This window comes from Brucella sp. (assembly GCF_032066345.1).
Classification (GTDB): domain Bacteria; phylum Pseudomonadota; class Alphaproteobacteria; order Rhizobiales; family Rhizobiaceae; genus Brucella; species Brucella pseudogrignonensis.
Window position 1 is genome coordinate 20,056 of record NZ_DAMBKZ010000029.1, and the last position, 25,350, is coordinate 45,405.

Here is a 25,350-nt window from a genome sequence, read left to right on the forward strand (position 1 = left end):
GAGATTTATTCCTCGTTGTCGGGCTGACGTGGCGTCAGTTCTCGGTCTTCACCGGCATCGGTGATCGGAACATTCTGCATCTGCATACGCGGGACATCACCGCCTTCAACCGGCGGGTAGTTTTCCAAAGACCTGACCTCATTGATGGTCATGGCCCCGATAGCGGTCATCTGCTGGTAGAACTTCGCCCTACCGCCGCTGTCGCCGCGCAGAAGCCCTTCCTGGTTAAATTCGATGATGATCCCGGCGGCTTTGTCCGCTGGCGTCAGCAACTGCTTTTCGAGCGCCTGTTCGATGCGCTTCAGACGACGGCGAAGAGTGAACTTCTGGAATGCCAGCGTCTGCTGCTCGATACCTGATCCCCAACTGGTCGATTTCGAAGTGTGGCCGACCATGTGAGGCGGGACGCCGAAGAACCGGCAGATTTCCTCAACCGAGAATGCCCGCGTTTCCAGCATCTGGGCATCTTCTGGCGTAATCGTCAGTTGCTGCCATTCCGTGCCGCCTTCAAGGACGATTGGCTTGCCAGCATTCCCGCTGCCGATCTTCGCGGCCAGTTTCTGTTCTGCGACCTCGCGCTGCTCTTCTGTCAGCCATTTCTCAAACTTCAGGACGCCAGATGGGCGAAGTCCATTCTGGAACATCGATCCCGCCGATGTGTCAGCGGCTTGAGCCAGCCCAAACACCCGGCGGCCAAAGTAAAGCGTTGACGCCCCACCGAGAGGATTGCCGCCAAACCCACGGATATGCAGGATTTCGCGGTCCGTCGCTTCGTTTGCTTTACCGTCCTCGGTCCATCGATAGACCAGACTGCCATCCGTCTTCTTCTGAACGCTCATAAGCGCCGGGAGAATGGGTGTGAGAACCTTCACCTTCTTGTCGGACCGAGTGACCCGCGCGTAAGCGTTGCCCCAAAGCTCCACGGAAGCCGCCATGAAATCCCAGAAATCAACTGCTGTCTGGTCATAGTTCGGGCTGTCGTGCAGAACGTTGTAGAGCGGGTGATCGCTTGCAGGCTCACGCGATCCGTCAGCATTGGTCCGATAAACCATCAAAGGCAGTGACGAAATCGTGCCGGAAATCAGGTTAACACAAGCCCAGACAGCCGAAAGCGCCAGAACATTGCGTTCCGTGATGATCTCGCCCGCACCGCCGATGCTGTCCGCTGGGTACCAAGCGTCCGGCTCACGAACGGTCAGGTTCCGCTTTACAGGCGTATCGCCAACGAAACCATTCAGCATCTTTCGCAATAGGTTCACGCTGCACCTGCCAAGCTCTTGAAGTAATCATCCATATTGCCGCCTTCCGGGGCCGCCGGGTTTCGGCTCATCACCGTCACCGCATCGAATAGCGCCATCACCGGGTCAATCTTCGCATCGCCTGCGTTTTGCTTGGTTGCCTTGATCCCGGTCGCCGTTGGCTCAATCTTGAGATTTCCCACACACCAGTCCATCAGTGATGACGGCGCATGTTTCAGCGTACCGTTCACAAGGCGGCGTTCAGACGACTTGATTGCCGTCATCATTCGCCAGCCCTGCGCTACGCCTTCCAGATTGCCGTTTTCCTGCGATACGCCGATTTCATCCAGAGCTTCGATCATGTCACCGAGGCCCGCCGGGTCAACGGCTACAGAAGCGAGCAAGCCCCGCTCTTTCACGTAATCGATCTTGCCAATTATGTCCGAGATGTCATCCAGCGCGTCATCGACAATCGTCAATTCACCTGCCCGCTGAAAGTCACGAAGCAGAGATGCGATAGACTTCCGGCGCTCAAGGACGCTTGTGTGACACCATGCATGTGACCATGAAAGCCAATTCCACGAGCCTTTCTCACGCCCGACTATCGTCATGCCGAATAAGTCATCCAGACCGCCGCCGTCGATCCCGACAACGCATACCTCACACCGATCCAGAAGAGCGTCGAGACTGGTTAACGACTTGTCAGTGCGCTCAGCCCAGAACTCAGCCCCTGGCCAGCGATTTGCGCGCAGATTTGAGCCAATCTCCACATTCAAATGCTTGGCAAGAAACACATTTCTCGTTTCAGGACCGCTTGCCAGTTCCTTTGTCAGTTCTCGATCAATCCAGTCAGATGAAACCGAAAGACCTAAATTTGGGTTGGTGACGTAGAAGTTTTCCGACTTCATAAATTCGCCGCTGTCGATCATCGACTTTGGGAACTCATACAGGACCGGCAGAAACTTGTTGTCCTCAATCTTGCCATCTCTCACATCGCGGGCATAGTCGAGCTTCGCCTTGAAAACGCCAGCGGGAGGCTCGTCGCTCTGCGTTGTCAGATAGATCACAAAACCTTCTGGACGCGATACCATGCCGCCCATTGCTTCGCGCAACATGGCGTCTGACTTCGGCTTTTTGCCAAACACCCAAAGCTCATCGATCAGGATGCGGCCCGATTTCTTACCGGAGACCGTATCTGTTTCAGCCGCGACAACCTTGAGCGCTGATCTATTCACCCGATGCGTAATCGTGCGGGTATGCTCTTGGACATGCAGCAAATCAGCCAACTCGTCATCAGCCCGCACCATACCGGCAGCAGGCTTGAAGCTGTTATTCGCCACCTCAAGCGTCGGGGCGAGAATGAGGATTTCTTCTTCCTCACGCCATCCGATAAGCAGCGCCGTCAACATGATACCGGCAGCAATGGTCGATTTCGTATTCTTTTTAGCAATGAGCAAAAGATATTCGGCGATTTTCTGCTGCCCTGTTTCCGGGTCATTCGCTCCAAAGATCGAAGCCACAAAATCAAATACCCACTGTTCGCAGCATTCGCCAAATGTCGGCTTCCCGGGTAGGTCAGGCACTCTAAGCGCCTTGAACTTCTCCAACGCGTAAGCCGCCTCATCTGGGAATAGCGGGGCGAAAGGGATCAGCGATTGACGATTGATAATCCGCTTTTCCCAATCTGGGCATCGCGTTGTCCATTCAACCATCAGACGACTTTCAGATTAGGACGGGAGCGCGGCGCAAACCGGCCACTATTCATAGCCTTCTCTGCCTTTTCCTGACGCTGTTCTTTCTTCCCCCCTTCACCCGGCTTTGCTACCGTGAAGCTTGCCAGCGCTTTCGCAGCGTCAAGCCTCAATTTCGGGTCCGCTTCCGGGTCATTCATCATCTGCTCGAAGAACTTGAGGGGATCACTGGCCTGAGCCGGTATGTACGGGTTCGGTTCGCCTGCCGGTGGTTCGTGCTTAACAGCCGCTTTTACCACATGTGTGCGCCCTATTGCCGCTAAAACATCCGGGTCTTTCTCATATCTCGAAGCAGCCTGTGAAGCCGTCTTTTCTGGGCATCCAGCCGCTATTGCAGCCTCTTTTTTCGACGCGCCTGACATACGCGCTTCGGCGTACCGGCGCTTCTGTTCAGTTAACGCCATCGATTAACAGCCTTTGTTAAGCGGGAAAAAATCTCTGCCTTAAGGGGATGCGCGGGTCTGAAAGCATTCCTATTTCAGACTTTTTGATGCCCCCCCAGTAGAACATTGATCCTATTATGGGACGACATTCCTGTTTCTCACCCTCGAATGACCCTATCGCCTATCCTTGGCTCGTAATTGGCCCACCAATTGGTGATTGCCTGTTCGGTTCTGGCCATATCTCGGTCTGGATCACGGCTTGCTTGCGCCATACAGGTAGGCTCATCCACCTCTAGAACGATGATGGCTTCCGGCTTGAGCGTTTGTTGCCACCAATCACGGTGCTTTGCCTTTGGCTCTGCTACTATGAACCAAGCTGCACGGTGGTTAGATGGTCGAGACAGGGAACCGAGCATGTCATTGCGCCTGTAGAGCGCAGCATTAAGCCACTTGTCACGGTCCCATCCGTGGATAGGTTCACCGGATATCTCCGATGCAATCACATCCAGGTCTATGACAAGATCGAATGGGCCTTTATTCCTAGCCACGTAGGTACTCTTGCCCGACCCGGAAGGGCCGCACACAATGGTCAGAGGAATGAACGAGGGCTGTAACCACTTAGGATGAATGGCCGCTACCTTGTCCGCTCTCTCCTGCGCCTGCTTGATGCTGTCGTGATATGCCTTCGATACTGACTGAAGGTTATCCATATCCCAGAACAGGGCAGCATCGCCTCTGTGTGGCTTGATATGATCCACTACGGGGCTATTCGGTGCAGGGTGCTTGCCGATCAGGAGGACGCCGGTACGCTGGCACTTGTAGCCGTCTCGTACCAGCACCTGCTCACGCAACCGCTGCCACTTGCTGGTCTTATACCAAGCTCGCCATTCGGTGTTCTGGTCCCGCTCCCTGAGGCGTACTGCCTCTTGCTGCTTCCGGTCCACTATCAGCCTTGGCTTCATCGTGGATACGAGAGGCTTGAGGGTGCGGAGCTTAGCCATTCGGCCTCGTGCAATCTGGTACGAAGTCTAGCGCGTTCTCTACATGCTCGGTCAAATCTTCAACTGTGGCGTCACGCCATGCCGGGTTTTCATTTGGCATCGGCAGGAGACCACGGCCAGTGCTGAAGTATCTACGTGTCTGCACCTGTAGGATGATCCTGCCATCTGTATCAGCTCGATACCGGCGGTTGCCTGTTAGCCTGACCATCTCTACCCCTTCGCCTTAAGCTCTGCTGCTACTGCTGCCTCGGTCTGGTGATCCAGGTATGCGTCTAGGCTTTCATGCATCTGGTCTCGGATTTCATCGGCTATGTCCATGTTGCCGCGCATTACCGCTGCGAGATGGAGGTGCCGTGATCCTACGATGTCCTGCCATGTGGCTTGCATGAACTGGATGGGCTTGGGCATGGTCAGACAATCGCAACGTTCAGGGTAATGGTGCCTTCCTTGGTGTCGAAGACAAAAGTTTCATCTTCGTTTGCGAACCGATCAGCCTTTACCGAAGACACCCGTTCGAGGAACTGCGCTTGATCCTTGGCAATGTCATCCATCAACCGGCGCATTGCTACGGGGTCTGCTGGCTGCACATCTATAACGAGCTTATCAATCTCGGTGGGCTTCTCTGCCCTTGGCAGCGCCATTGCAGGAACGGCAGCAGCTACAGGAGCGAGGCCGAGGAAGGAAATGAAGCGTCTGCGGTTCATGACAGTGACTTTCCGGTGCACGTGATCTGCGGCTTCAGGAGCGGGCTAATCGGATCGAGGTGATCCTTGCCCCGCACATCAAGAAGTTGATATCGTTGTTCAGGCCAACTATTCGGTCGAGGAAGAAGCGGCGCTATAGACTGCTCCGCTTTCACAATCTTCACCTCGCCAAGCTTCTCGCGGATTTTCTCCCACTGCGCAGCCGTAGGCGCGCCACTGGTGAATGCTTCGCTATACCCTTCAAGCCATGCTTTGAATTCGTTGAGCGTCATATCCGTTCCTCTGTTGGTATCTTCCGGGCCTGCCCACTTCACACCGCTATATGCAGCAATTTCTCCCCGGAGCGATCGGCGCTGCTTCTTCCGCACGAGTGTAGCTATTGCCTCATCGCCCGGTGGGATGAGTGAAAGGAATGCCGCTCCCAGAATGGCTAGACAGTTGAATGTGCCTGTGCTGAATTGTCAGCGGGAGGCTTATCATGTTTGAACACCAGACAATCGGGGTGACTTGCCCTAAATGTGGAAATCAGATCGAGCAGACTATCGGCTGGCTTAAATCCAACGATAATGTCACTTGCCCTGGGTGCGGTTCTGATTTCATCATCAATAGCGAAAAGTTCTTCGCCGGAATTGAGAAGGCCGAGGAGGCCATCTCGAAATTCAGGAAATCTATCCGAAGTATAGGAAAGCGGAGATAGCATTTCATGCAATCCATTCAGGTCAATGGATAGCTTCAAGGCACATAATGCCATCTGAACACTCCAAATGAAAAACCCCGCTCAATGGCGGGGCTGATTGTTGGTCGCATATTTAGACAGATGCGCTATCCTGATGAAAACAGGAGGGCAGCAATGTACCAGATCAAGGTATTAGAACTTCTCGAAGACGGTACGTCACGGCCACATGAGTTCACCGAAATGGAAACCGCGCAAGAGTTCGTCCGACACGCTACCTTTGACCTGAAGGTCTGGATAGAAAAGTACGGTATCTTTGACCGCGATGACTTCTTGAAGCTCCGGTCTATGCCGCAGGATGAAGCCATCCCATTTTAGTTTCGTGCCTCTCTCCAATGAAAAAGCCGCCACCCGAAGGCGACGGCTGAACCATGGATGGTACCATGGATGGTAAGATCAGACCGGACACTACAGAGGAGCATTTGCCTGTCTGTAGGTCCTTACTGTCCGGCATCGTTTGTATCAGTGACGAACACCGGCTCACTTAGATCAGAACGGGCCGGGGCATCTGCGCCGACACTTATGCCTCGACGCTTTCAGCGCCGCCGTACTGGTTACTGTCCGAGTGGCAGGCTCGCAGCAGGATTTGAACCTGCGACCTGTCGTCCCTCGTCGGGCTGCGACTGCTCTATCCAGCTGAGCTATGCGAGCCTGTTTATCCACTCGTTTTTAAAGCCCTCATGTCTCGCGCTAACCGGATAAGTGGGGCGGTACTGCATGAGGTCAGATATGTGCGCTAGTCGGACCCTTTCGGGCGAGGCTCTCACAACGTCTTTACGCCACCATTAACCGACTACGGCTATCTTCGCTGGCCGTCAGCTACTTGCGAGGAGCCGCCTCGCATTCCGTTGAATGCACTGCCCCGAAACTTTCGCGCAAGGTTTGTACCTGACCCTTGTTCTATCGAATCAACGGGGGCAACTGTTTCATGAATGACGGCGGAAAGAAAACTCGAAGGGGAAGACCTCGTAATCCAATCGAGAAAGTTAGCTTGTCTATACGGCTCGAAGTCGAACTCGTTAACTGGATTGTAGATAACGAACCGAATTGGCGCGAAAGGATAGCTGATTTGATACGAGAGGAATTCCAACCCCGCATGCAATAAAAAAGCGGCCCGAAAGCCGCTGAAATCCTTCAGGTCGCAATTCTGCACCCTGAAACTATGCGCAGATTATTCTGCTTCGCGGGATATGGCAAGACATTCATGCGACTTTTCGGCGTTTCTGTGTGAAAAAGTGTCGATGAAGCGCGTTACAGGCGAGACGAATATCTCCAAGCATGTGCGGGAAGAATTGATCATTCTCAAGCATGAATTGAACGGCAGCATAGAGATTGCCATTTCGCGTTTCGGCCTGTGCTTCATCTATTGCCTTACGTGCGTCGGTATAAGCCTGCTTGGCGCGCTTTACCCATGCCTCGTACTCATCTGGGTCAGAAGCGCCAATCGAACCAATGTTGTCATAGTACGCGCCAGAGGAACATTCCGCCTTACGCTTGTCGTTGTAAACTTCCCGGTAGCGCTCGGCGGCGTCATACTGGCTCGTGCTGATGCCTTCCGCCTTGTCTCGCTTCCATGCCATATGCAAGCGCCCCAGGTTATCACCGGCCAATTCACTTAATGCTTCCGAAGCACTCATGCCGAATATCCTCATCCTTGCCAGTTGCGCCACCTTTGCCGGCGGCTCCTTTGCCCTACTAATCTGACCGGATGGTGTGCGCAAAACCCCTTCCTTCTTCGGCCTCCCGCGCTTGGCATGTCGCTTTGCTGCTTTCGTTCTCGCCGCCATGTCTGTTCCTCGCTGACTGGGGTTATGCTGAATAATGGTCTACAATCGTCGCTCCGATGGCGGCACACAGGCAAAGGAAAGCTAAACCAGCCGCATCAGAGGGATTTTTCAGCGCCATAGACATGAGAAAGCCAGTAATAAGCCATGCTACCGGGATGATTGCCTTCATCGCCCTCTCCTATGCCGCTTGTTTGTGAGCGCTCTTGAGAGCCTCACGGTTGATGCCGAATTTCTGGATGGCATGGACAACGGTGGAATGATCACGACCGCCGAACAGCTCACCGATTTTGACCGTCGAGAGATCGAGGCGAAGCTTTGCCACTTCAGCCATTGCCGCATGTCTGGCCTTGACGACGTTGTAACGGCGATCCCGGCTCATCACGTCCTTGACCGAGACGTTAAAATCGTTGGCTACAGCCGCAATGATATCCACAACCAAAGGACGATTGGCGGCACGAACCTTTTCAAGCTCCCTCTTTCGTGCATCCTCCAACATCCGCGCAACACGTTCCGCACGCTCTCTGGCTTCCTGCTTGCGAAGCTCCTTGAGCTGAGCGCGCTCTTCCTGTTCACGCTTGCGGCGTTCTTCTGCGCGGCGCTTGGCCCATACCTTCTGAACGAATGCAGGGTTCATGCCCTGATAGACACCAAGCGGGTGCTCAAACTGATGCCCAAGATTTGAATAGTCCATTACGCTGCCCTTTTCGACTGGTCATCCCAACGGACGCCATAGCGGTCTTTTCCGTCGGTTGGTTGAAGTAGATTGCTTGGAACACGGCACCCGGCATCACCGGGCATTGGACCCCACACTGCTGAAATCCAGTTTGAATTTCTGCGGGCGTATTTGAGACGTTTTTCCCATTCGGCTTCGAGGGCGTCCGGGGCTAGCTCGGCGTCTGGCGTGATGGCTCGCACCGGCTTCGCAAGGCCCTCACCAGCCTTGAGGCGGTTATTGTAGGCGTCTTGGATAGGACCGACGAAAAACGACCACTTGCTCGCTGGCTTATCGCCTTTGGCCCGCATCTGCGCTGCCTTTGCCCTGATGGCAGGGAGAATATCCGCTTCGAGATCGACTCCAGCCGCAAGCAATCCGAAAATTGGGCTACAGTCGAAAACTCCGTGAGGCTGGATTTTATCTCCTGCCGCTTCGATCAATTTGGCTTGGAGGGTTGATCCGTCCACGTCCAGTCCCTTGTGCGTATGCGCGCGCCGCTGACGGTTCTCTGATGGTTCTACTAATAGGTTACTCGGAATTTCCTGCCGGTGAGATGTGCGTGAATTTCCGGTGAGATGTGCGCCATTCTCCGGGGAGTTATTTTCCGGTGAGAATGCTTCCGGTGACTTTTCGAGCTGCATAACGATGAGATCAGACGTGCGATATCCATCTTCACGACGCCGCTCCTGACGGACGATGAGGCCCATCGTTTCGAACTTATCAAGCCATTCACGTACAGTTCTCGATGAACACTCACACTCCTTGGCCAGCTTATCCTGACCCGGATAACAGGAGCCATTTTCATCGGCATAGTTGGCGAGCATCAGCAACACGGCTTTGCCAGTGGCGTTGCCAACTTTTTGCTTTACTGCCCAAGTCATTGCCTGAAAACTCATCAGTGCAGCCTTTCCAGATCGCGCACCGCCGAAGAAGCAACGTCTACAAACAGGTCTATCGAAGTGACCGGGCCGTTACGCTGCTTGGCGATGGCAAATTCCAGGACGTTTTCGCAGTCGATCAGCTTCGCGGCGATTTCTGCCTGTTTGCTTGGATCGTCTGACTTTTCGCGGAGAAGGTAATAAGCCTCGCGGTACAGGAAAATGATTGTGTCCGCGTCCTGCTCAATGGCGCCGCTGTCTCGCAATGAGGAAAGCTGCGGGCGCTTGTCTGCCTGCGTTTCCAGACCGCGGTTGAGCTGCGACAGGAGAACAACGGCAATCCCGTATTCACGAGCCATCGACTTGAGAGCCGAGGTCATCTCAGCGATTTCATTCGTGCGGTTACCGGAATATCGGTTAGATGCGCGGATCAAACCCAGATGGTCGATCATGAGCATTTCCAGAGGATTTCCAGACTGTTCCATCTTCTGCATCATGGTTTCAAGCTTGATGCGAATATCGGTGATGGATAGGCCGGACTGTTCCTCAATGAGAAGCGGCAAATCCTCAAAGCGCTTGGATGCAGCCTGAAGCTGGTCAAGCTCTTCCATCGTGGCACGTCCGGTAATGACGTTCTGGTAAGGAACGCGAATATCCCAGTTGAACGCGATATCCGTCACAGCGCGCGCGGCAAGCTTGTCGGCATCCATTTCAAGGGAAATGAACCCGACACCGTGACCGGCACTCGCAACCTTGAGACAGGTTGACAATCCTACGGTGGTCTTGCCCATGGAAGGGCGACCGCCAATAAGCGTCAGGTCACGCTTGTGAATTCCGCCTGTCTTGCTGTTTACGTCGCGAAGGCCCCACGTCAGACCAGTAAGGCCACTGCCGCGCTCCTGTGCTTCCTTTGCAGCTGCAAACGCATTGTCCGCTGCATCCTTGAGGGAAAGCTGAGACTTGCGGCGCGGCCCACGGCGGACGTGAGCAAGAATGTCGTCTGATACCATGCCGAACGTTTTGATCAGTTCAACAGGGCTGGAAGCCGGATCGCCTGCGGCTTCTGCCAACATAGCGGCTTCCTTCGCAATCTGTGCCTTGGCCCACTGGTCTACAACGCGCTTGGCTGTGTTCTCGAATGCTGCGCCACCAAGCACAGCACTGACAGCCAGACGCGCCAGATAGGTGATAAGGTTTTCTCCTACAGCGGCTTGGTACTGATCCTGAATAGCCTGCGGGATCAGCTTGATCACTACCGCTGGCTTGGTCGAGTTCATGCGCTCATGAGCCGTAGCGATGGCCGCAAATATCTCGGCATGAACTGGCTCAAGGAAATGAAAAGGTTCAAGGATTGTGGAGACACGGCGGAAGTCGGTACCCATCAGAAGGGTTCCGAGCACTTCCTGCTCGATCTCGATCACGAAAGAATTCTTGTCGGGAGTGGCGTTCATAGCTTAGCCCTCAACCGTTCGATAATGTCTTGCGTCACGTCTCCAACATGCTGCCAGTCACCAAGATCGTCATTGGCTGCAACTGACTGCGCCCATGCGATAGCGTCATCTGCGCTACGGAGGATGAAGACTGGAGAGCCGTTCCACTGGGCGGCGAATGTCTTCTGGTTTTCGTTCAGGGCCTTTGCATAGCCCTTGGAACCGCTTTTCACTTCGACCAGGTAGGTGACGCCGCGAAAACCTGTCAGCAGGTCCACAGGCTGATCCATGCGCAAAACGCTGAATCCGACGCGCTTTAGGGCGTCAACGATGGCTGGCTCTGCAATATCTCGCTTAGCGGCTCGTCTCATTACGACACCCATTTGGCGTAAGCGAGCGCAACCATCAGCGGAACAAGCGCACAGGCCAAGGCTATGAGAATGGAGCGGAGTTCGATCATTGTTCGCCGTCCTTCAGCTCAGGGCAAATCCATTCAGCCAGCCAAGCGGCCTTGTCACGGAGCCATATGGCAATCACGTTCCGGCGCTCGAATGATAGCCATCTGAGCAAGACGGGCGGTTTCTTCGCGGTAAGCGGCATGTTTCTTCCTCGCTTCGAGGATCGCCCGCATATCTTCGATCTCGCGGTATTCGATCCGGCTTGCTTCTTTGTTGAAAACGGCTCTGACCCGCCGTCTGGTCCACGCATTGTTACGCTTGCTCAGAAGCGCATAAGCCCGCTCAAGCATCGACTTGACGGGTTCGCGAATGCCGCGAGCGCCTATCACATCGTCAAGCAGAGATGCGGCCATATCCACGTCAGACATGGGCTGTTTCTCCTTGGCTGAAAAATCCACGTTCGCGGACGAACGATCCGTATTCATGGGTGACTCCGCTGCTAGGTTTCTGGACATGGAAGCAGCCCAGAAACAGCAACGGAGTTGGAGCTTGGAAATGATCGGGGATGCGGTCGCTAGAGTGCTCGGCAAAGCACGAAAGGCCGCGATTGCCCGACAAAATGAGATTGCAGACGCAAAAAGACGCGACCCCGTAGTGTTCGGTCAGACGGGCGTTGAAGTCACGCGCCAGCATGCTGCGCCTGCTACTGCGGGAGAACATGCTGAACTTGAAAGAGCGCGCATTACGCGCCCCGCAGGTTCGAAAATTTGAATTGGACAGGGTGTTCCTCATCGCCGCTATTCCTGTCCAGATGAGGGAGCCGAGACGCTAGGGAGTGCAGCGTCTCGGCTCTTTTCGTCTGCCGTGTGGGGGGCTTGGGGAGTGGCAGACGAACGAAGGAATAGACCACGGCGCTTTGCCAATAGGCCGGGATATGATGGATGAACACCAAATCTTTCAGAGATAGACTTTATCGGCTCGCCGCTGACGTAGGCAGCAAGGATATTTCCCTTATCGGTACTCGTGAGACGCGGCGCACTCATTCCGCACCTCCCTCGCGCGTGTCGCGCGTAAGGGCGTCGAAATACTGTTCAACGAGGGCTTCGTGACCTTCAATTTTCTCTTTCTTTTCAGCGATTTCGAATGCAGCGACCCGGCGAAACGCAGCGCGAACCGCTTTCGTGTCGTGGCCTTCGGCTTTCATCTCCGCAAAAAGCTCTTTCAGGTCATCGGCGACGGCCTGTTTGGCTTCCTCACGGTTCAACCAACGCTGATAGAAGGATTTCAGGCGTTCATTGCTCATACCGACGCCCTCACAGAACGGGAGCGCTTGGGAGAAGGAACCTTGCCGCCGTTCGCTAACATTGAAAGAAGCTTGAGCGCCGGGCCGCGAGGCTGCATCCCAGCCTCCCAGAGAGAAACTGTGCTTTGGTCAACGCCAATCGCAGCGCCCAACTGTGCTTGGGTCATCTTCAGATTGGTGCGGAGTGTGCGGACATCGATTTTCTGTTCCATGAACCAACTATGGAAAACTCATAGTTATTTGTCAATGAGTTTCTCATAGGGAATTATGACATACTCAGAGATATGGAACTTCACGAGAGATTAGCAGAAGCAAGACGGCAGGCGGGGTACGCTTCAGCACGAGAAGCGGCGGACGCCCTGGGTATCGCCTACCCTACATATGCCGGACATGAGAATGGAAGCTCGGGCTTCCGAGCAGATAAAGGCGAAATTTATGCAAAAAAGTTCAAAGTGCGCTTTGAATGGTTGATGCGCGGCACGGGGCCAATGGTTGATTTGGCTTCAAAGTACCGCGAAATCCTCATGGCTTACGATAGCTTGCCTCCAGATCTTCAGGAGAGCTACGCCGATGTTTTGCGCAAGCTTGCAGCGCCCTACCAACCGCAAGAGCCTGATCAAGCACCGGCTCCGGCAAAAGTAAAATCATCTTCAAAGTAGCATCGCGCTCTACGATCTGGCGCATTTCAAAGTACGACATATTGTCCGCCAGCCCACGCAAGTGGGCTAGCGTATCTTCCATTTGAGACCGTTCACGCGGCTTGTATGTGATCATTTCAAACCCCGCCGAGATAGAGCTATATCTTTTCCATTTCCGCCACTTCTGGCGGCAACCGGTCACCATGTGCATAGATGAGCTTCGGTTCTTCATAATCGCCGGTATCGGCATCACCCTTACTCACAAAAGCAACAACAGCGGGTTTGATTGATGCCAGCTTTTCCGCGATCCGGCGCGCATGGCTTACATCTTTCGCCAGAAATGGCGCATCGGCATTGATTTTGCCCTTGGGTGCCTTGCTATATGCCTGCACCACGTACTGCGTTTGCATGCTCATACTCTTACTCCCTGTACGCTTGTTATGTGCGACAGGATGACTCAGAAAACGGAACAGAACAAGAACATTCTTGACGAAAGGTAAACGGCATTTTGCCGCCGCCAGATGTTGTGGCTTGGACACCTCAGACGACCCACAGAGTTTAACAGTTGACGATACGTTTGTATAAATTTATAATAAGAACTAAATTTATGTTGAGGGAGCCACCAATGGTCAAGTCTTTCGAGAACCCATTTCGCCCGGGTGCGGGGCACATGCCGCCGTATCTCGCGGGACGAAAAGCAGAAGAACAAGAATTCCGAAAATTGCTCAAGCAAACGACGATTCTAGAGAATCTCATTCTCACTGGTTTGCGCGGTGTAGGGAAGACAGTATTATTGGAAACTTTTAAGCCACTAGCAATCCAAGAAGGTTGGCTTTGGGTAGGCACAGATCTCTCAGAGACGGTCAGTGTCAGTGAGATAAATTTCGCAACTAGAATCCTCACCGATTTGTCCGTGGTTACATCCAGTATAACATTGAATGTCGGTCAGCAGGAGGGGATTGGCTTTAACGCGACAACAAAAAATCTTCAAAGACCAGTCGACTACCACTATTTGAAAGGTCTTTTCGACGAAGCTCCAGGTATAACATTAGACAAGCTCAAAACAGTTCTAGAGTTTGTATGGTCACTTATGAAGCACACAGATCGAAGGGGTATTATATTCGCATATGATGAAGCCCAGAATCTAGCTGATAACGCAGAGAAAGAACAGTTTCCACTGTCGGTAATGCTGGATTTATTTCAATCAATTCAACGCAAAGGCATACCGTTTATGCTAGCGCTAGTTGGCCTTCCTACGCTCTTCCCAAAGTTGGTCGAAGCCAGAACGTATGCTGAAAGAATGTTCCGCGTCGTATCATTGGGTCAACTTGAAGAGGATGACCGCCGATTAGCAATAACAAAGCCCGTATCGGATGCCTCCTGCCCAATCACTTTCTCTCAAAATTCAGTCGAGGCAATTTCTGGCTTATCAGGCGGGTATCCTTATTTTATCCAATTCATTTGCCGTGAGGTGTTCGATATATGGATACAAAGAATAGATGCTAATGAGGAGACAGCAATACCAGTAGATTCTATTCGCAGAAAGCTAGATACAGATTTTTTTGCTGGCAGGTGGGCTCGCGCTACGGATAGACAACGTGAAATGCTATCCGTTATTTCGACGCTGGAGAATTGCGATGGTGAATTTTCAGTTCAAGAGATCGTAGACAAGTCTAAAGATATGCTCGAGAAAGGATTCAGTAGCAGTCATGCAAATCAAATGTTGGTGGCACTCGCTAACTCTGGATTGATTTATAAGAATCGATACGGACGCTATTCTTTTGCGGTTCCTTTAATGGCAAGCTTTATTCGACGTCAAAGCTATTAAAGGAGGCACACCAACTTCCCTCTAATTTTGTTCCGCCAAATTAGAGGTCACCTATGTGAGTGAGTAGAACCAGAAAATCGGAGCATGAATTCCGAGCTTAAAGAGCCCACCTACCTGAATAGGATGAAGCCCGCGGCAAATATGTTGGTGAATGGCGTCTCCCGTGATCTGCAATTAATTGCATCCATACAACCCCGCTTCGGCGGGGTTTCTCATACCTGACGAATAACCCCGCCGAAGATAGCCAATCTGGGCGGGGTTTTATATTGCGCTAGCAAGGGTCGATATAAGCGTTCCACATCTGCGCGCCACGCGCTGCGGTTCACATAGTGTCATGTATCTGATCCCTCAGAATTTTTCTGAGAGCCGCATTATGTGAGCCGGTCGCTATATAGATATTATCTAACGAATAAGGTCCGGCATCTCCGAAGCGGCACATCATGTAGCCAGTACCGCGCCCACGCATATCCCACTTGCCAGACCACTTCCAGACCATCCACCAATCCCATAGGGATAACTCCCATTCAATATTTCGAACTCTCGCCTTTTGGCGTTGGGCCTGCCAAGCGCGTGTGGGGGTTTGGCCGATTGATGCCCCTCCCTTCATCATTGAGCGCCCAATCTCTAAAAGTTCTTCATGCTGCTCGGCAGTGCAGCCAAATAGCTCCAGTGCCGTCACGTCTCTTTTTGCCTGTTTCTCCTGGTGTAGTCGCAGGGATTCCAGCCTTCGGCGCGCCTCATAACGAGTTCTCGCGTCCTTCACCCCGGCTCTTCTGACAATCTGAGAGACGCGCTGGCGCGACACTGAGAACGAAATTCCGATCTCTCGCATACTCGCACCTTCTTGGAAAAGGCGAACCATTTCTCGATGAGCATCATGATGAATCTTCATTTTCTGTAACCCTGTTGATTCCCCTCATGATGACCACGGCGCGGGCGGGTGTCAAAAATAATTATGACTTTTCCATATTTCCGTTTGACATAAGTATGAGTTTCTCATAGTCTGATCTCAACAAACGAGATCGGAGCGCAACAATGCACCCCTCAATCCAGACAACCCACACAGACTTTGCAAAGACGCTTATCGGCCTGACCGTTAAGGCAGAAAAGCCGGTTCGTGAATGCACCCGCCAAAAGCGCGTCATGCAGCTTGCATGGTCCATGTACCGCGCAAAGCAGGCAGCGGAACTCAAGGACATTGAACTGTACCGCGCCGAGGCCACGCCAGAGCAATTCAAGCGTTGGATCAAGCGGAATACGACCTTCAATGCCAAGCAGTTCGGTTTTGCCCTGCAAAACGCACATCGCGCCATTTCGATGGAAGAGCATCAGCCAACATTCATCACGACCAAGCAGAGCTTGCTTATCGGCTCTGACAGCCGGTGGAGGTAGGACGATGACCCTCTACACCTTCGTAGCAATCCTTTTCACCGTCGCCGTTGCCAGTGTTGCAGCAGCATTTCTCATGCTCTGCCACCTCGAAAGAATGGCGGATATCGCAAGGAGTGAAGTCGATGTCTGATCATCTCACCATGCAAGGCGTGAAGTGGTTCCAGACCGCAACCAGCCTCGACACCACGAACGATGAAAAGATGGAAGCGCTGGAACAGCTTTTGAAGCGCGATCTTCCCCGCGAACTCCGCGACCAGCTTCGCATCATCTTCAACGAAATCCGCCCGCTTGAGGCCATTGAATATCGTGAGGTAGCAGCATGACACCCCGCGCTGAAATATATCTATCCTCCGCCATGAAGCACCGTGGAACAGCAAACTATTGCCGTCGCGTAGCTATCGAGAATGAGGCAGCTAAGTGCACCGCTCTCGCCCGCAAATGGTGGGACTATTACTGGGAATATCGAGCGAAAGCTTGGGGCAACATTGAAATCGCCCGCCAGGAAAGGCGCGCGTCATGAGCGACCGTTATCTCAAAGCCGATCTCGCCTCCATCGAAGCCCAGATATCCGAACTGGTTTCCGACAATCCAGAGCTGGCAGACGATGAAGAACTCCGCGTCGACATGATCGACGGAGAAACGAGCGCGATTGAATTTCTGCGCCGTGTCTATCGCCGAATGCGCAAGGCCGAAGCTCTGGCAGAAGGTGCCAAGTCTGAGAAGGATGACGCCGCCGAACGCCAGAAGCGTTTCGAGAAGCAGGCAGACGGCTACAAGGCCCTCTCCCTTGCCATTCTCAATGCTGCAGACGTTGAAAAACTGGTCACGCCATTCGCGACCTACAGCGTTCTTGATCCTCGCGTCAAAGCAGAAGTGACGGACCTCGAAGCCATTCCCCAAGGCTTTTACCGCCTCGAAAAGAAACCAGACATGAAAGCCATCAAGGAAGCGCTTGAAGCCGGGAACGAACTCCCCGGCGCGCATCTGACGATTGGCGTTCATTCTCTCATGATCAGGAGCAAGTGATGAGCAATCTCGATCTGTGGGAAGCCCACGCGGATATCGATCCCAAGTACACGAAAGCCATCACCGGCAAAGCGTACAAGGGAACGTCACCCAACCCTCAATACGTCATCAAGTGCCTGACGGAAATGTTCGGCCCAGTTGGTCAAGGTTTCGGCTGGGAAGTGTTGTCCGAAGAGTTCACGCCTCTTGGCGATGAAATCCTGCACTGGTGCCGCATTCGTTTCTGGCACACCAAGCGTGAGCATTATTACGAGGCATATGGCCAGACCAAGGCGCTTATGAAGACAAAGAGCGGCCTTATGTCGGACGAAGATGCTCCGAAAAAGAGCCTCACAGACGCGATTATCAAGGCAGCCTCACAGCTTGGCATCGCAGCCAACATCTTCCTTGGTCGTTGGGACGATCAGAAGTACGTGGCCGAACTCCGCGACGAATTTCGTCAGGATGATCAAGCCAATAAGCCAGCGCCAAAGAACGACGAAGCCCGCGCAACCTACGCGGCTCTCGAAAAGGACATGCGCCAGAACACAACCCGCGCCGATCTGGGCCGGTGGTGGCGAGATCCCGAATGTGAAGCCCTGCGCCGAAAGCTGCCGGTCGATTGGCAAAAGAACTTGCAGCAGGCGGTGACCGACTACGGCAACACCCTCCCCGAAGAACAGAAGGCGGCTTAACCATGAAGATCATCAACATCACAGGCCGCATTGGCAAAGACGCTGTTCTCCGTCGCACCCAGAATGGTGATGCGGTTCTCGGCTTCACTGTCGCCGTCGATGAAGGTTACGGCCAGAACAAAAGCACGATCTGGTTCGATGCTTCTATCTGGGGCAAGCGTGGCGAGAGCCTTGAGCAGTATCTGCGCAAGGGAGCCAAGATTACGGCTTCCGGCGAGTTCAGCATGCGTGAGCATGACGGAAAGACCTATCCGACAATCCGCGTTGATCACATCGATTTCGATGCTCCGAAGCGTGACGAACGGCCAGAGCCGGCACAATCACGGCACGCTGGCCAGCCCGCCAACTTTTCAAATGATCTGGACGACGAGATTCCTTTTGCACCGGAGTTTCGATGATGGCGAAGAAAGAAAAATCACTCATCATCGTTCGCAAGACGCCACGCGGTTTGCAGCCGGTTTCCAGCTTCGATGCAGAATTGCTTCTGGCTGCACCGCTTGGAACTGAATTCAACCTAGCATCGCTGACAAAGCGGTCCCTTCCGCAGCATCGCACCTATTGGAAAGCGCTAAGCGAAGTCGTCAAGGCAACTGGCAAATGGCCGACCGCCGAGAAACTTCATGACGCTCTCAAGCGTGCCTGCGGGTATGTCGAAATTCGTTACAACCTAGACGGATCATCCTACATCGCAACGGACAGCACGTCCTTTGAAGCCATGAACCATGACGAGTTTTGCAAGTACATGGAACTGGCGATGACCAAGCTTTCCGAAGCCATCGGCTATGACCCGCTCGCCTTCTTGGAGGACGCAGCCTGATGTTTATTCACTTCATCGCATCCAAGTTCCGTACTTTCTGGGAGCGCTATATCGATCCTCTTCCAAGCCTTCACCGCAAGGCCGAAGCCCTCAAGGCTGAAATCGTAAAGGCGAAGAAGCAGAAGAAGCGCTTTAGCCATCTCGAAGCAGAACTTCGCCACGTCATGGCAACCATCATCGCAGTTGAGCGCGGCATTTCCTACCGCAATGGCTCTCTGGATTGGGGGCAGTGATGGCGCGGCGTGAGTTCACCAAGAAGGTTTACGCAGAAATCGTCAAGCGAGCCATGCAGCCGAATGGAGACATTGCCTGCGAAGGTTGCGGACTGATCCTTGGCAAGAAGCCCTATCATATCGATCACATCAAAGCGGATGCTCTTGAGATCGATAAAAGCGCGAAGCTTACGGCCAATGATGGCCAACTTCTCGGCGTCGATTGCTGTCATAAGGAAAAGACGAAACAGGACGTTGCCGTCATTTCCGAGGCCAAGCGCCGTGAAGAAAAGCACCTCGGCATGAAGCGTCCTTCTTCCAAGCTGGCGAAAACCATCAAAGAGCCGAAGCGCCTCACAAAGCCCCTCCCTCCCCGTAAGCGCGACATATTCGGTCGCCCTGTTAGCGAAGGTGCGCGAGCATGACCATCCCAGAACACATCGTTGAAGGCGTCTACGATCATCTTTGCCGGATCAATGGAGAATGGCAGCCAATCGGCCCTAACGATATCAAGGAAGTCCTCACCGCCGCTCTCCCCTTCCTCCCCGTGCAAGGGGCTGTGAAGAAGCTGGAGTGGCGCAAGGGGCGCGCGGAAACGCCATTTGGCCCGTATCATGTGATCGAGGAGACCAACGACGACGAGCCGTTTTGGTTTGTAATGTTTAACGGCAAGGCCGCCGCTAGGTGTGGAACGCATGATGACGAAGAATCAGCAATATTCGCAGCCCAAGCCGACTATGAGGCTCGCATCATCGCCGCGCTTGAGCCAGCCGCAACCTGTAACGAAAGCTTACAGGTTGAGCCAGCCGCACCAGAAGCGCAGCTTGCCGCCTTCCTAAATGATCTGTCCGGAGAAAATGGAGAGTTAATCGACATGATGGCTGCGGCGATCCGGGATTGGGGCTCTCACTACGATGATGGACCTTGGGAAACGCTTTCTGAGGATCGTAAAGCTGGCTGGCGTGGCGATGCCGAACGCGCGCTGGCAGTAGTCAAGGATTACTTGACGGCTCGCCGCCCCTCAGAACAGGCGGTGACGGAGGCGATGGAATTGGCCCGCGCAGTGTTGGCGCAATCCATTACAGCGGGACACAACGTTCCCGGCCCTACTCCGGAAGACATTGAGAAGGCTTTTTGGGCCTTGGACGCCGCCCTCAAGTCCGCGATGGAGGCAGGACGATGAACGTTGACGCGATGATTAAGCACCACCAGGCGGTGACCGAAGTCATAACGCATGCCATGAGTGATTACGCTTCGGCTGCGACCGGCACATCGTGGAACAATGCCTGCTTTGCATTTGAAGCAGACGCGATCCTCTGCGCTCTTTCTCGCGCTGGCTTCCGCATCCTCGGCCCGGATGAAGTCGATCCGGTGACGGTGGAGATGTGTGTGGAGGTGGCGGCTGCTACCGACCCTGAAAAACCGGCGAACTGGCTGCATCGTCGAGAGGAGATCGCCGCCGCCATCCGCGCCCTATCCTCCCCGGACCATGCCGACGCCGGTAAGGTCGAGGGGGATGGGATCGAGCGCGCAAAGTTCTATCATCACCAGTGGCCGATGGAGCGTCTCTTGGCAGCCCGCAGAGATGGGCTTGTCGATCACAGTGGCGGTGAAGCGTGGCGATATGAATACAGCCACAAGGATGAGCACGGCAAATACGATATTCTTTACCGACCGGTGAAGAATTCGACTATCCCGGCGCGTCTCCCCTCTGTACCATCGGAGGGCGCGGAATGAGCAAGCCAGAATTTACGCCGGGGCCGTGGGAGAGCGGTACTTTGTCTGATTATACGGGCGAGTGTTTCGTTTTCCACGGTGGTCAGATTGTCTCGATAGTCCTTCGCGCGCCATCAAACGGTAAAGGAAGCACTTCACACAACGCCCACCTAATCGCCGCAGCGCCAAAGCTCTATGAGGTGCTGGGGAAGTTTATGGACTTCAAGGACAGCGATTACGTCCCCAACAACCTTTTCGAACGTGCTCGCTCCGTTCTGGCCGAAGCTCGCGGCGAAAACCACCCATCAGGAGGCGACCGTCATGGCGAGTGAACTGAAGCCTTGCCCGTTTTGCGGCAGCAATCGCATTGCGTTTCGAAGCACTCCGGACATGGATACAGACGGAAAGTTTCATCGCATTTCTTGCAATGAGTGCGGCGCAGGATCGCGAGAGAAATTCGCGATGGAGACATGTCCGCTTTTCTACGAGGAACTGCGCAGCGCTTGGAACACCCGCCCCGCGCCTGCCGCTACAGATACGGGACTGGAGACGGTGGAAACGCAGTGGCGTTGCGCATTCATTTCGAACGACAAATGGGTGAGTTCAAAGCAGCCTGAAAACATGAGGGACGGCGCTATTGAAACCCGCGAACTCGTCACCCGCTCGCAGGCTGAGAAGCTATTGGCGGCGGAACGAGAGAAGGTGCTCTTCCTTAAAACCGCGATGGAAATCGCTCAAACTCATTGCGGGTTGAAGGACAAAACAATCGACAGTCTCGAAGCCGACAACGCGGCGCTCATCCATGACCTAAACCGTATCAAAGATCATGAAACAGAACTGGTCAATGACAACGACGCGCTGACTGCGCGGATTAAGGAGTTGGAGAAACTCTGCAACGACACGGAAGCTGAAGCTCTGGGTTACGCTAGCGATAAGGCTGAACTCGAAGCCAAGCTCGCGGCTGCTCAAAAGGCGCTGGAAGCTGCCCGCCCCTATGTCGAAGATTACGACACGAGGAGGCATAATACTGGCGTAGACGAAACGCTTACCCAGATCGATGCCGTGCTGGGAGGGAAGCCGTTATGACATACCCAGAGATGATTTTTGCCGTCTTATTGGTGGGGTTCGCTGCCATCTGGTTATTTTCAGGGAGGAAGCCATGACCGACCTCATTACCCGCCTCTCCAAGCTAACCGGACCTCGGTACACGATGGACGTAGCTATCGCGTTGGCAACTGACTTCTGGCCGAAAGATCGCATACAAAACATCGTTTACAACGAAGATGGCGATCCATGGGTTTATTTCACCGATGGGCCGGACTTGCCACTTCCTCCCGCCTACACCGCCTCTGTAGACGCGGCTATAGCGCTGGCTGAGAGGGTGTTGCCGGGGTGGGGTTGGGAAATCGCATCTAATACCAGCCATATCAAGAATTGCCTCAACCCAGAATATGGCAATCCCGTAGGCAAGCACCCTCACTGGGCGGTAGTGGCAAATCAATCTTCACGCAAGTTCGTAGACGGCGCAACCCCCGCCATCGCCCTTCTGATCGCCCTCTTGCGCGCAAAGGAGGCCAGCAAGCCATGAAAACTCACGTTCTGAAAACACTGCCACAGTATTTCGAAGCCGTCGCTGATGGACGTAAAACGTTCGAAGTCCGCTTGAATGATCGCGCCTTCCAGACCGGTGACACCCTCAAGCTTGTGAAGATGGACGAAACGGGCCGGTTCTATGACACGTTCGGTCAACATCTATTCAAGCGGGTTACTTTTATTCTCCAAGGCGGTCAGTTCGGCATTGAGCCTCGTTACTGCGTGCTTGGTCTTGGCGAAGTGATGGAGGCCAACCATGCCGAGTAAGGAACTCATCGCTCTAGCTGCGAATGCAATGGAAGAACGGCGCAAAGAGCTTATCTCGCAGCCGCTGTCGCGCATCTATCCGCAATTGGCTGAAGCTGCTGCCGCGGCCATCCGCGCCGCTCTACAGGAGCTGGACGCCAACCAAGAGCAGATCGGTTTTAGAGAAGCCTTCGACAGCTTTCAGATGTTGGACGGTGAGCCATTCCTACAAACAGATGTAGCGCAGCGAGTATTTTCCGCTGTTCTCGCCGCCTCCGCACTTGGGGAGCAGAGCGATGGTTGACCTGAACAAGCTTTCACCACAGGCAAGAAAGGCCGCGATGGAAGGGGGCACTAGCTCATGGGGCCATTGGGGCAATCAGGATATTCATAAGCGGTATATGGAGCCGATCAAGTCGCGCCGAAAATGCCATTGTGGATGCGGGAAGCGAGAAACGCATATCGGCATGTGCAATGGGGTTGGCCTAACCTCTGGCTGCGCGTGGGCAATGAATGTGTGGGTTCGTGAGGGCACGATCGGATTACTGCGCCTGATGCGCCGCCAGAAGGAGCAGAGCGAATGAAGCTGACGAAGGCGCAAAAGAATGCCCTTGAGTGGTTCCAGCGTAATGAGCCTGTGAGTGCTTTTCCATGCGACGGTACAGCACCAACGCTGAAATTTGTTAAGCGTCTCTGCAATCTTGGATTGGTCGAAAGCGTAGGAAAAGACACTGGACGATGGGCGTTCACCAAGTTCGCTATGACCGAAGCCGGTCGCCAAGCCCTGAAAGGTGGTGGGGAATGAAGCTCGACCTTGCAGACGTAAATATCCGCATCATTGACCAGCGTATCGGTATGGGGATCGGCGGCTTTGATACGGTAATCCGGGCGTTACACGTGCCCACTGGTATTATCGTTGAAATGCCACGCCTGACCCGAAGCCAGTATTACGACAGGCAAGCCGCGCTTGACGCACTGGAAATGGCACTCAGTCACGTTCCAGATGAAGCAGGCCGCGCAGCACTGCGGGAAAGGGAGTGAGGATGTCAGCGTCCTGGATATTCACCCTTTCCAGACATTCGGTACGTGCTGATGTGCGAGGAAAGAAGCTGAACCTTCTTCGCACCGCAGGCCGAGCAACGCAGTTTATGCGCAAGGTCTTTCTTGAGCGCGCCATGATCTGGGCCGAGCTTTTCAATCAGGGTATCAATGTCAAGCCGCTTACTGTGGTGGCACCCGTTGCAGTACGCGGTAATCAAATATCCATACCGTTTGCAATCACCCAAGGTCGCGTTCGTGCTGAATATCCGCATAACAGCCTCCAAGGCTGGCTGTCTTATACCGTGAACAATAAGAGAACAAATCACATCTTTCAGGAGGTGCCTAAATGAGCCTTCTTACACCTGAGCAGGCAGCAGAAGCGCTTTCGATATCACACCGCCAGCTGATCTATTTGACAGACGATGGCGAACTGCCGTTCATTAACATTGGTCGAGGGGCGCGGAAAATACGCCGCTACGATCCGGTCGATATCGAGGCATTTAAGAACCAACGGAAGAAAACAGAATGTCAGTCTATATCCGAAAAGACAGCAAGGACGGAACGTACACCTACGAATTCCAGATACGCGGTCGTAGATTTTCGGGCAACACTGGCAAAAAGTCGGAGCGAGAAGCGCGCCAGATAGAAAAGGCTAAGAAAAAAGAGGCTGAGCTTCAATTAGCAGAAGAAGCCTCTTTCAGCGCAGACGATCCGACATTTGAAGTCGCGGCTTCCAAATACTGGCACGAGGTCGGGCAACACCACGCCAACTCGGATAATACGCTCTGGACGTTGGACTGGTTGAGCAGCGCTATTGGGCGGAGGACGCGCCTAAGCAAGATCACAGATCGAACCGTGGCTGAGCTTGTAGCAAAGCGCCGGAACGAACTGGTTCCAAACAGGAAAACCCCGCAAAAGATATCGCCAGCTACTGTCAACCGTACAATGACGCAGCCTTTGCGAGAAATCATGCTCCGGGCTGCGAACGTCTGGCGCGTCAAAACCAATCCTATCGACTGGTCGGAACACCTGCTGAAAGAAGATGGCGAGCGCATTCGTGAGGCTTCACATGTCGAGGAAGCCCAAATCATGAGCGAGCTTGAGCGTGGTTATGATGTAGCCGTCCGCTTCGCGTTTCTAACGGGGTGCCGAAGAATGGAGATACTCGGCCTATCGTGGGATAAGGTCGATTTCTTCGGCAGGACATTCACGGTTTTGGGGAAAGGAAAGAAAGAACGCATTATCCCCATGTCATCAGCAGTCTTTGAACTGCTCTGGGGGGAGCGCAATCATCACGAGGCAAAGGTTTTCACCTTTGTGGCAAAGCGGACATTGAAGAAGCCGGGGCTTATTCGCGGGCAACGATATCCGCTCACGGAGTCCGGTTTGAAATCAGCCATGCGCCGAGCGATAGCTGATGCGGGCGTAAAGAACTTCCGCTTCCATGACACGCGACACACGGCAGCTACCCGCGCCCTGCGCGCGAGCAACCTGAAGGTTGTTCAAAAGCTACTCGGCCACTCGGATATCAAGACGACAACCAAGTATGCCCACGCCATGGTTGAGGATATCCGTTCGGCCATGGACGCGATGAAACCGGCTGGCGACGAATCATCGATCAGGCCGAAAGAACGGAAGGCAGAATGATGCAAACGGCAGCGGAACAGAACGTGAAACTCCGTGGGGATTTCCGTGGGACTTTTGGTGCCGAACTGTTCCATGCAGTGCATCTGTGTGCATTTTGTTCTTTTTTGAGTTTTTTAGAGCTTGCGGGAAAATCCTTTATATTCTAAGGCTTTCCCCGGCTCGGAGCGTAGCGCAGCCCGGTAGCGCACTTGACTGGGGG

43 protein-coding genes, 1 tRNA gene and 1 pseudogene are annotated in these 25,350 nt (G+C 53.8%); 26 read left to right on the forward strand and 19 right to left on the reverse strand.

Annotated elements, in window-relative coordinates:
• Positions 1–5: 5 nt before the first annotated feature.
• From RT142_RS22630 to RT142_RS22655, 6 genes are all read right to left on the reverse strand, one after another.
• Positions 6–1,259: a phage portal protein gene (locus tag RT142_RS22630; RefSeq protein WP_313031724.1), complete on the reverse strand. Its 1,254-nt coding sequence runs from the start codon at positions 1,257–1,259 to the stop codon at positions 6–8.
• Positions 1,256–2,950, reverse strand: coding sequence for a terminase large subunit (locus RT142_RS22635; protein ID WP_313031726.1), 1,695 nt, complete (start codon positions 2,948–2,950; stop codon positions 1,256–1,258). The genes RT142_RS22630 and RT142_RS22635 overlap by 4 nt, the downstream gene beginning before the upstream one ends.
• Entirely contained in the window at positions 2,950–3,393 is a 444-nt protein-coding gene (locus RT142_RS22640) for a hypothetical protein (RefSeq protein WP_313031728.1), read from the reverse strand. The genes RT142_RS22635 and RT142_RS22640 overlap by 1 nt, the downstream gene beginning before the upstream one ends.
• 137 nt (positions 3,394–3,530) lie before the next feature.
• On the reverse strand, positions 3,531–4,211 hold the full coding sequence (locus RT142_RS22645; protein WP_313031730.1) for an AAA family ATPase: 681 nt from the start codon (positions 4,209–4,211) through the stop codon (positions 3,531–3,533).
• 572 nt (positions 4,212–4,783) lie between these two features.
• Positions 4,784–5,077, reverse strand: coding sequence for a hypothetical protein (locus RT142_RS22650; RefSeq protein WP_313031733.1), 294 nt, complete (start codon positions 5,075–5,077; stop codon positions 4,784–4,786).
• Positions 5,074–5,349 (reverse strand): hypothetical protein, encoded by a 276-nt coding sequence (locus RT142_RS22655; protein WP_313031735.1) that lies wholly within the window; start codon positions 5,347–5,349, stop codon positions 5,074–5,076. Before RT142_RS22655 ends, RT142_RS22650 begins: the two co-directional genes overlap by 4 nt.
• A 206-nt stretch (positions 5,350–5,555) precedes the next feature.
• On the opposite strand from RT142_RS22655, the gene RT142_RS22660 reads away from it, so the two are divergent.
• Both RT142_RS22660 and RT142_RS22665 read left to right on the forward strand, forming a co-directional pair.
• Positions 5,556–5,774 (forward strand): YnfU family zinc-binding protein, encoded by a 219-nt coding sequence (locus tag RT142_RS22660; protein ID WP_313031737.1) that lies wholly within the window; start codon positions 5,556–5,558, stop codon positions 5,772–5,774.
• 153 nt (positions 5,775–5,927) lie between these two features.
• Complete coding sequence (locus RT142_RS22665) at positions 5,928–6,128, forward strand: hypothetical protein (protein ID WP_121981416.1); 201 nt, start codon at positions 5,928–5,930, stop codon at positions 6,126–6,128.
• 253 nt (positions 6,129–6,381) lie between these two features.
• On the opposite strand, the gene RT142_RS22670 is transcribed toward RT142_RS22665, so the two are convergent.
• From RT142_RS22670 to RT142_RS24445, 11 genes are all read right to left on the reverse strand, one after another.
• Positions 6,382–6,461 (reverse strand) — tRNA-OTHER (locus RT142_RS22670).
• A gap of 551 nt (positions 6,462–7,012) precedes the next feature.
• Complete coding sequence (locus tag RT142_RS22675) at positions 7,013–7,597, reverse strand: hypothetical protein (protein ID WP_235964185.1); 585 nt, start codon at positions 7,595–7,597, stop codon at positions 7,013–7,015.
• 22 nt (positions 7,598–7,619) lie between these two features.
• A complete protein-coding gene (locus tag RT142_RS22680) occupies positions 7,620–7,766 on the reverse strand; it encodes a hypothetical protein (RefSeq protein ID WP_162995130.1) in 147 nt (48 codons plus the stop codon).
• Between the two features lie 9 nt (positions 7,767–7,775).
• Positions 7,776–8,288, reverse strand: a complete 513-nt coding sequence (locus RT142_RS22685; protein ID WP_313031748.1) for a helix-turn-helix domain-containing protein — start codon at positions 8,286–8,288, stop codon at positions 7,776–7,778.
• Positions 8,288–9,208 carry a helix-turn-helix domain-containing protein gene (locus tag RT142_RS22690; RefSeq protein WP_313031751.1) on the reverse strand — a complete coding sequence of 307 codons (921 nt, stop codon included), beginning with the start codon at positions 9,206–9,208 and terminating at the stop codon, positions 8,288–8,290. The genes RT142_RS22685 and RT142_RS22690 overlap by 1 nt, the downstream gene beginning before the upstream one ends.
• Complete coding sequence (locus tag RT142_RS22695) at positions 9,208–10,641, reverse strand: DnaB-like helicase C-terminal domain-containing protein (protein WP_313031752.1); 1,434 nt, start codon at positions 10,639–10,641, stop codon at positions 9,208–9,210. Before RT142_RS22695 ends, RT142_RS22690 begins: the two co-directional genes overlap by 1 nt.
• Positions 10,638–10,991 carry a hypothetical protein gene (locus RT142_RS22700; protein ID WP_285670331.1) on the reverse strand — a complete coding sequence of 118 codons (354 nt, stop codon included), beginning with the start codon at positions 10,989–10,991 and terminating at the stop codon, positions 10,638–10,640. The genes RT142_RS22695 and RT142_RS22700 overlap by 4 nt, the downstream gene beginning before the upstream one ends.
• 143 nt (positions 10,992–11,134) lie before the next feature.
• Entirely contained in the window at positions 11,135–11,446 is a 312-nt protein-coding gene (locus RT142_RS22705) for a hypothetical protein (protein ID WP_313031755.1), read from the reverse strand.
• On the reverse strand, positions 11,439–11,711 hold the full coding sequence (locus RT142_RS22710) for a hypothetical protein (protein WP_313031756.1): 273 nt from the start codon (positions 11,709–11,711) through the stop codon (positions 11,439–11,441). The genes RT142_RS22705 and RT142_RS22710 overlap by 8 nt, the downstream gene beginning before the upstream one ends.
• A gap of 346 nt (positions 11,712–12,057) precedes the next feature.
• Positions 12,058–12,321: a GapR family DNA-binding domain-containing protein gene (locus RT142_RS22715; protein WP_313031757.1), complete on the reverse strand. Its 264-nt coding sequence runs from the start codon at positions 12,319–12,321 to the stop codon at positions 12,058–12,060.
• Positions 12,318–12,533 (reverse strand): helix-turn-helix domain-containing protein, encoded by a 216-nt coding sequence (locus RT142_RS24445; RefSeq protein WP_409558599.1) that lies wholly within the window; start codon positions 12,531–12,533, stop codon positions 12,318–12,320. Before RT142_RS24445 ends, RT142_RS22715 begins: the two co-directional genes overlap by 4 nt.
• 72 nt (positions 12,534–12,605) lie before the next feature.
• Here RT142_RS24445 and RT142_RS22720 point away from each other — a divergent pair, with 72 nt between their 5' ends.
• Positions 12,606–12,980 (forward strand): helix-turn-helix transcriptional regulator, encoded by a 375-nt coding sequence (locus tag RT142_RS22720; protein ID WP_157808466.1) that lies wholly within the window; start codon positions 12,606–12,608, stop codon positions 12,978–12,980.
• 137 nt (positions 12,981–13,117) lie between these two features.
• Here the strand turns inward: RT142_RS22720 and RT142_RS22725 are convergent, their stop codons facing one another.
• Positions 13,118–13,375: a hypothetical protein gene (locus tag RT142_RS22725; protein ID WP_063621019.1), complete on the reverse strand. Its 258-nt coding sequence runs from the start codon at positions 13,373–13,375 to the stop codon at positions 13,118–13,120.
• 209 nt (positions 13,376–13,584) lie between these two features.
• Between RT142_RS22725 and RT142_RS22730 the strand changes: the two genes are divergently transcribed.
• Positions 13,585–14,787 carry an ATP-binding protein gene (locus tag RT142_RS22730; protein WP_313031763.1) on the forward strand — a complete coding sequence of 401 codons (1,203 nt, stop codon included), beginning with the start codon at positions 13,585–13,587 and terminating at the stop codon, positions 14,785–14,787.
• A 322-nt stretch (positions 14,788–15,109) separates the two neighbouring features.
• On the opposite strand, the gene RT142_RS22735 is transcribed toward RT142_RS22730, so the two are convergent.
• The gene (locus RT142_RS22735) at positions 15,110–15,679 is read right to left on the reverse strand and encodes a hypothetical protein (RefSeq protein WP_313031766.1); all 570 of its coding nucleotides are present in this window, start codon (positions 15,677–15,679) and stop codon (positions 15,110–15,112) included.
• Between the two features lie 143 nt (positions 15,680–15,822).
• Here RT142_RS22735 and RT142_RS22740 point away from each other — a divergent pair, with 143 nt between their 5' ends.
• From RT142_RS22740 to RT142_RS22845, 22 genes and pseudogenes are all read left to right on the forward strand, one after another.
• On the forward strand, positions 15,823–16,179 hold the full coding sequence (locus tag RT142_RS22740; RefSeq protein WP_313031768.1) for a hypothetical protein: 357 nt from the start codon (positions 15,823–15,825) through the stop codon (positions 16,177–16,179).
• 4 nt (positions 16,180–16,183) lie between these two features.
• On the forward strand, positions 16,184–16,309 hold the full coding sequence (locus RT142_RS22745) for a hypothetical protein (RefSeq protein ID WP_313031771.1): 126 nt from the start codon (positions 16,184–16,186) through the stop codon (positions 16,307–16,309).
• Positions 16,302–16,502 carry a hypothetical protein gene (locus RT142_RS22750; protein WP_247997020.1) on the forward strand — a complete coding sequence of 67 codons (201 nt, stop codon included), beginning with the start codon at positions 16,302–16,304 and terminating at the stop codon, positions 16,500–16,502. Before RT142_RS22745 ends, RT142_RS22750 begins: the two co-directional genes overlap by 8 nt.
• A 193-nt stretch (positions 16,503–16,695) precedes the next feature.
• Positions 16,696–17,205: a siphovirus Gp157 family protein gene (locus RT142_RS22755; protein ID WP_313031775.1), complete on the forward strand. Its 510-nt coding sequence runs from the start codon at positions 16,696–16,698 to the stop codon at positions 17,203–17,205.
• Positions 17,205–17,879 (forward strand): hypothetical protein, encoded by a 675-nt coding sequence (locus RT142_RS22760; protein ID WP_210255121.1) that lies wholly within the window; start codon positions 17,205–17,207, stop codon positions 17,877–17,879. Before RT142_RS22755 ends, RT142_RS22760 begins: the two co-directional genes overlap by 1 nt.
• 2 nt (positions 17,880–17,881) lie before the next feature.
• Entirely contained in the window at positions 17,882–18,277 is a 396-nt protein-coding gene (locus tag RT142_RS22765; protein ID WP_279677026.1) for a single-stranded DNA-binding protein, read from the forward strand.
• On the forward strand, positions 18,274–18,696 hold the full coding sequence (locus RT142_RS22770) for a hypothetical protein (RefSeq protein ID WP_121987278.1): 423 nt from the start codon (positions 18,274–18,276) through the stop codon (positions 18,694–18,696). Before RT142_RS22765 ends, RT142_RS22770 begins: the two co-directional genes overlap by 4 nt.
• Entirely contained in the window at positions 18,696–18,929 is a 234-nt protein-coding gene (locus RT142_RS22775; protein WP_278519992.1) for a hypothetical protein, read from the forward strand. Before RT142_RS22770 ends, RT142_RS22775 begins: the two co-directional genes overlap by 1 nt.
• Positions 18,929–19,333 carry a hypothetical protein gene (locus RT142_RS22780; RefSeq protein ID WP_313031820.1) on the forward strand — a complete coding sequence of 135 codons (405 nt, stop codon included), beginning with the start codon at positions 18,929–18,931 and terminating at the stop codon, positions 19,331–19,333. Before RT142_RS22775 ends, RT142_RS22780 begins: the two co-directional genes overlap by 1 nt.
• A complete protein-coding gene (locus RT142_RS22785) occupies positions 19,330–20,091 on the forward strand; it encodes a hypothetical protein (protein ID WP_313031788.1) in 762 nt (253 codons plus the stop codon). Before RT142_RS22780 ends, RT142_RS22785 begins: the two co-directional genes overlap by 4 nt.
• Complete coding sequence (locus RT142_RS22790; RefSeq protein ID WP_313031790.1) at positions 20,088–20,645, forward strand: hypothetical protein; 558 nt, start codon at positions 20,088–20,090, stop codon at positions 20,643–20,645. Before RT142_RS22785 ends, RT142_RS22790 begins: the two co-directional genes overlap by 4 nt.
• On the forward strand, positions 20,642–20,956 hold the full coding sequence (locus tag RT142_RS22795) for a hypothetical protein (RefSeq protein WP_313031793.1): 315 nt from the start codon (positions 20,642–20,644) through the stop codon (positions 20,954–20,956). Before RT142_RS22790 ends, RT142_RS22795 begins: the two co-directional genes overlap by 4 nt.
• A complete protein-coding gene (locus RT142_RS22800) occupies positions 20,946–21,710 on the forward strand; it encodes a Lar family restriction alleviation protein (protein ID WP_313031796.1) in 765 nt (254 codons plus the stop codon). The genes RT142_RS22795 and RT142_RS22800 overlap by 11 nt, the downstream gene beginning before the upstream one ends.
• 73 nt (positions 21,711–21,783) lie before the next feature.
• Positions 21,784–22,212 (forward strand): hypothetical protein, encoded by a 429-nt coding sequence (locus RT142_RS22805; protein ID WP_313031798.1) that lies wholly within the window; start codon positions 21,784–21,786, stop codon positions 22,210–22,212.
• Positions 22,209–22,484, forward strand: coding sequence for a DUF3850 domain-containing protein (locus RT142_RS22810; protein ID WP_313031800.1), 276 nt, complete (start codon positions 22,209–22,211; stop codon positions 22,482–22,484). Before RT142_RS22805 ends, RT142_RS22810 begins: the two co-directional genes overlap by 4 nt.
• Complete coding sequence (locus RT142_RS22815) at positions 22,474–22,767, forward strand: hypothetical protein (protein WP_313031803.1); 294 nt, start codon at positions 22,474–22,476, stop codon at positions 22,765–22,767. Before RT142_RS22810 ends, RT142_RS22815 begins: the two co-directional genes overlap by 11 nt.
• Positions 22,760–23,047 carry a hypothetical protein gene (locus tag RT142_RS22820; RefSeq protein WP_313031805.1) on the forward strand — a complete coding sequence of 96 codons (288 nt, stop codon included), beginning with the start codon at positions 22,760–22,762 and terminating at the stop codon, positions 23,045–23,047. The genes RT142_RS22815 and RT142_RS22820 overlap by 8 nt, the downstream gene beginning before the upstream one ends.
• Positions 23,044–23,268 carry a hypothetical protein gene (locus RT142_RS22825; RefSeq protein ID WP_313031808.1) on the forward strand — a complete coding sequence of 75 codons (225 nt, stop codon included), beginning with the start codon at positions 23,044–23,046 and terminating at the stop codon, positions 23,266–23,268. Before RT142_RS22820 ends, RT142_RS22825 begins: the two co-directional genes overlap by 4 nt.
• Positions 23,265–23,504, forward strand: coding sequence for a hypothetical protein (locus RT142_RS22830; protein WP_313031810.1), 240 nt, complete (start codon positions 23,265–23,267; stop codon positions 23,502–23,504). Before RT142_RS22825 ends, RT142_RS22830 begins: the two co-directional genes overlap by 4 nt.
• Positions 23,505–23,506: 2 nt before the next feature.
• Positions 23,507–23,854 carry a hypothetical protein gene (locus tag RT142_RS22835; protein WP_313031813.1) on the forward strand — a complete coding sequence of 116 codons (348 nt, stop codon included), beginning with the start codon at positions 23,507–23,509 and terminating at the stop codon, positions 23,852–23,854.
• A pseudogene (locus tag RT142_RS22840) lies at positions 23,851–24,006 on the forward strand (helix-turn-helix domain-containing protein); the annotation flags it as partial. The gene RT142_RS22835 and the pseudogene RT142_RS22840, both read left to right, overlap by 4 nt.
• A gap of 23 nt (positions 24,007–24,029) precedes the next feature.
• Positions 24,030–25,151, forward strand: a complete 1,122-nt coding sequence (locus RT142_RS22845) for a site-specific integrase (protein ID WP_313031815.1) — start codon at positions 24,030–24,032, stop codon at positions 25,149–25,151.
• Positions 25,152–25,350 lie beyond the last annotated feature (199 nt).